The sequence below is a fragment of the Vibrio sp. Vb0349 genome, assembly GCF_033338975.1.
In genome coordinates, this window is the sequence record NZ_JAWOTS010000059.1 from 1 (window position 1) to 4,027 (window position 4,027).

Sequence of the window (4,027 nt, forward strand, 5' to 3'; positions counted from 1 at the left end):
TGTTGTGCGGTTCGAGTACCCAAGCGAAGCGCGGGAGCACTTTAAAAAACACTGACGCGCTTCGCTTGTCGGCTTCACGCATGGATAACTATTCGCAAGCGAAAGTTACCCACACGCGAACCATGAAATAAAAAGTCTAAGGCTCCATATGTTGAATATGAGCTAACACTCTTTCTAACTCAGTGAGCGCATAATTAATGGCCATGATGTTCTGGGGTAACGTTTCATTGTCACGTTGACGCTCGAGAACCTTGATCCGAGATTGGATAATTTCAACAGCAGAATTCATAACAGACACCTCAAGAAGATGAAAGAGCAATGCAGCCGCAAGCAGGCGAACTGCCCTTTCGGCTGCGCCGACCCCTACCCATTTCGACTCGATTTTGAGTGATTTGGATATCGTCTATGGTCGCTTTCCGTGGAGTTTTTTCTCTTACCCTTTCGGGCTGCCCTGCGCTGTGTGTAAAGCTTTCGCCCCCGTTCCAGTCACACAACACTAATCAGTTATTCCTTTTCCGCTTGTCCCCTCTAGCAGCTACAAGGGGCGGTATTATCGAGCTTTTCGCTTAGTTCTGATTAGTGCCTTTACCTGCCACCTTTCGGACTTCCCTTGGTCGGTGGCTGATGCGCGTCGTTCTGTCCAAAACATCTTGATCCAAACAGAGTGCAGGAATACTTGAAGTGCTTTTACGATATGAGCTATCATGAAAGGACTTACCGACCGCGAAATCGTAAGTATTTCCGAAAAAACCACCTTGCAGGGTGGTTTTTTCACATCTGGGGTTTATGTTATTACAACGATCCCACTCCAACAAGCGAAGATCGCTATATTGATTTCTATTGTCTAAATTCTGGGGCGCATTATTGGTCATATGTTAAATAGCCAACTTAGCCACTAAAAACGCCCATCTGACGCCCTCAGAAGCGCTAGGAGCGTTTTTTAACACTTTAGATAGGCAGAATACCCCTAAATCGATTTGAAAGTTTGTGACACTTTAGAGGCGATTTACAGGGCAAAAACTCACGAACTGGTTTGAAACCAAAAATCCTCCTTACACGCCATTTTCCTAACTTTGGGTACCTTCACGATGACAGAGACAAACCACAACGTTCTACCTTTCCAATCTCGATACCAAAAAGACATCGAGGAAATCAAAAACGAAGTACGCATGCTCGAAGCGGCTGGCCACTTTTCTGAATATCCCCACTCAACCACTGAAGCCAAACTCTTACCGATGAACCCCAACAGGGGGGAGCCGCAAGCGTAGAACGTCCCAAGACGTTCAGGGGAGCCCACGACCCGATAGCGCAGTGGGGGGCTTGCCCCGCGCGTCTAGGCAAAATGAGCGAGCGAATGTGCCTTGACCCACCGCGTTGATAGCGAGCGTTCAGCGAGTCCAACGGAGGCGACCTGGAACACATCCGCCAGGTGTGTGGAAAAAAGCCCTAGCAAGGCGGTGGGTCAAGGCGTAGCCGCAGACGCGCCCATGCAAATGAAACGTAGCGTCCAGCGAAGTGAAATGCGCAGCCAGTGAAACTGGCGAAGTCTTGATTTAATGGGGCGTTCAGCCACATTGAATCAATGCTCTGAAGCTAGAAATAAGATGAAATTCGAACGGATTTACATCAATTCTACAGTCAAATCTACCCTCAAACTCAATTGACGATAAAGTTGATGATCTATTTGTGGATGAAAACACTAAAAATAGGAGATTAAATTGACGGTAAAATTGCGGATAAACTAAGACGCTGACACACGAAAGAACGACAGTTCTATTTGGGTGGAAGTGTCTAGCGGGTAGCGAAGCGAAGGGCGGGACACGCCCGATTAGCCTGTGAAGTGAGTGGTGCAACAATGCCGCCAGCAGCAGGAACCCACCGAAGCGAGTCCGGCGTTCGCGCCTAACCGCAGTAGGAATCCTCGTCGTTTACGGCGAGGAGGATGTCAATTAAATTAGATAAATCTCTTATTGATAGACAAACACACTACACTTAATACCCATTATGTTAAAAACGACAGGATTCATGAAAATCATCAGAATTGTGCAGGATGGTTCACCTATCGATTAGATATGGGGTCTGAAGGCCAATAGAACGAAAACGTACGTTAGTGAAGTAACTGTCTGATATATCGAAACATAATGTACATTGGAAAACGCCATCAAAACGGTGTCTTTTTAATCGAAAATTGGCACTTAACGGACTTTCTTGTCTACTAATCGATTTTTCAGACGATAATTTTCCTGTTACCGTACGTTTTCGTACGGTTGGACCTCAAACCCCTTTGAGCGTGGCAAGCTGCACAAAGGGATAGGGCGGCACCAGAGAAAAATCACTCAGGGTCAATGCCAGCGCTTCGTTAATACAGATGTAGGTGTTCCACAGGGTAGCCAGCAGCATCCTGCGATGCAGATCCGGAACATAATGGTGCAGGGCGCTGACTTCCGGTGCCAGCAGATATTTTGGCAGTTTGCCTTGGATCAGAGCCATCTGACGCAGGGCTAGTGCAGCCGGATAGTCAATAGCTACCGGCAGCGGTGCGGACTGTTGTAACTCAGAATAAGAAATGAGGCCGCTCATGGCGTTGACTCTCAGTCATAGTATCGTGGTATCACCGGTTGGTTCCACTCTCTGTTGCGGGCAACTTCAGCAGCACGTAGGGGACTTCCGCGTTTCCAGACTTTACGAAACACGGAAACCGAAGACCATTCATGTTGTTGCTCAGGTCGCAGACGTTTTGCAGCAGCAGTCGCTTCACGTTCGCTCGCGTATCGGTGATTCATTCTGCTAACCAGTAAGGCAACCCCGCCAGCCTAGCCGGGTCCTCAACGACAGGAGCACGATCATGCGCACCCGTGGCCAGGACCCAACGCTGCCCGAGATGCGCCGCGTGCGGCTGCTGGAGATGGCGGACGCGATGGATATGTTCTGCCAAGGGTTGGTTTGCGCATTCACAGTTCTCCGCAAGAATTGATTGGCTCCAATTCTTGGAGTGGTGAATCCGTTAGCGAGGTGCCGCCGGCTTCCATTCAGGTCGAGGTGGCCCGGCTCCATGCACCGCGACGCAGCGCCGGCAGGCAGAGCAAGTAGAGGGCAGCGCCTGCAATCCATGCCCACCCGTTCCACGTTGTTATAGAAGCCGCATAGATCGCCGTGAAGAGGAGGGGTCCGACGATCGAGGTCAGGCTGGTGAGCGCCGCCAGTGAGCCTTGCAGCTGCCCCTGACGTTCCTCATCCACCTGCCTGGACAACATTGCTTGCAGCGCCGGCATTCCGATGCCACCCGAAGCAAGCAGGACCATGATCGGGAACGCCATCCATCCCCGTGTCGCGAAGGCAAGCAGGATGTAGCCTGTGCCGTCGGCAATCATTCCGAGCATGAGTGCCCGCCTTTCGCCGAGCCGGGCGGCTACAGGGCCGGTGATCATTGCCTGGGCGAGTGAATGCAGAATGCCAAATGCGGCAAGCGAAATGCCGATCGTGGTCGCGTCCCAGTGAAAGCGATCCTCGCCGAAAATGACCCAAAGCGCGGCCGGCACCTGTCCGACAAGTTGCATGATGAAGAAGACCGCCATCAGGGCGGCGACGACGGTCATGCCCCGGGCCCACCGGAACGAAGCGAGCGGGTTGAGAGCCTCCCGGCGTAACGGCCGGCGTTCGCCTTTGTGCGACTCCGGCAAAAGGAAACAGCCCGTCAGGAAATTGAGGCCGTTCAAGGCTGCCGCGGCGAAGAACGGAGCGTGGGGGGAGAAACCGCCCATCAGCCCACCGAGCACAGGTCCCGCGACCATCCCGAACCCGAAACAGGCGCTCATGAAGCCGAAGTGCCGCGCGCGCTCATCGCCATCAGTGATATCGGCAATATAAGCGCCGGCTACCGCCCCAGTCGCCCCGGTGATGCCGGCCACGATCCGCCCGATATAGAGAACCCAAAGGAAAGGCGCCGTCGCCATGATGGCGTAGTCGACAGCAGCGCCGGCCAGCGAGACGAGCAAGACCGGCCGCCGCCCGAAACGATCCGACAGCG

5 protein-coding genes and 1 pseudogene are annotated in these 4,027 nt (G+C 52.5%); 2 read left to right on the top strand and 4 right to left on the bottom strand.

The annotated features are described in order from the left end of the window. Positions 1-136: 136 nt before the first annotated feature. Positions 137-289, bottom strand: a complete 153-nt coding sequence (locus R7Q47_RS23050) for a hypothetical protein (RefSeq protein WP_318073678.1) — start codon at positions 287-289, stop codon at positions 137-139. A gap of 799 nt (positions 290-1,088) precedes the next feature. Between R7Q47_RS23050 and R7Q47_RS23055 the strand changes: the two genes are divergently transcribed. Then, positions 1,089-1,268, top strand: coding sequence for a hypothetical protein (locus R7Q47_RS23055; RefSeq protein ID WP_140071649.1), 180 nt, complete (start codon positions 1,089-1,091; stop codon positions 1,266-1,268). Between the two features lie 1,006 nt (positions 1,269-2,274). Here the strand turns inward: R7Q47_RS23055 and R7Q47_RS23060 are convergent. Further along, positions 2,275-2,580, bottom strand: a complete 306-nt coding sequence (locus R7Q47_RS23060; RefSeq protein WP_009873361.1) for a tyrosine-type recombinase/integrase — start codon at positions 2,578-2,580, stop codon at positions 2,275-2,277. A gap of 11 nt (positions 2,581-2,591) precedes the next feature. Beyond that, complete coding sequence (locus tag R7Q47_RS23065) at positions 2,592-2,783, bottom strand: hypothetical protein (RefSeq protein ID WP_009873362.1); 192 nt, start codon at positions 2,781-2,783, stop codon at positions 2,592-2,594. A gap of 65 nt (positions 2,784-2,848) precedes the next feature. Here R7Q47_RS23065 and R7Q47_RS26915 point away from each other — a divergent pair. Beyond that, a pseudogene (locus R7Q47_RS26915) lies at positions 2,849-2,938 on the top strand (type VI secretion protein); the annotation flags it as partial. A gap of 91 nt (positions 2,939-3,029) precedes the next feature. Here R7Q47_RS26915 and tet read toward each other — a convergent pair. Continuing rightward, the coding region (gene tet, locus R7Q47_RS23075) for a Tet(A)/Tet(B)/Tet(C) family tetracycline efflux MFS transporter (protein WP_318089394.1) at positions 3,030-4,027 on the bottom strand (998 nt) is incomplete at its 5' end.

Coding starts and splice junctions, on each gene's coding strand:
- R7Q47_RS23055 (WP_140071649.1), top strand. CDS start 1,089: ATGACAGAGACAAACCACAACGTTCTACCTTTCCAATCTCGATACCAA.
- R7Q47_RS23065 (WP_009873362.1), bottom strand. CDS start 2,783: ATGAATCACCGATACGCGAGCGAACGTGAAGCGACTGCTGCTGCAAAA.
- R7Q47_RS23060 (WP_009873361.1), bottom strand. CDS start 2,580: ATGAGCGGCCTCATTTCTTATTCTGAGTTACAACAGTCCGCACCGCTG.
- R7Q47_RS23050 (WP_318073678.1), bottom strand. CDS start 289: ATGAATTCTGCTGTTGAAATTATCCAATCTCGGATCAAGGTTCTCGAG.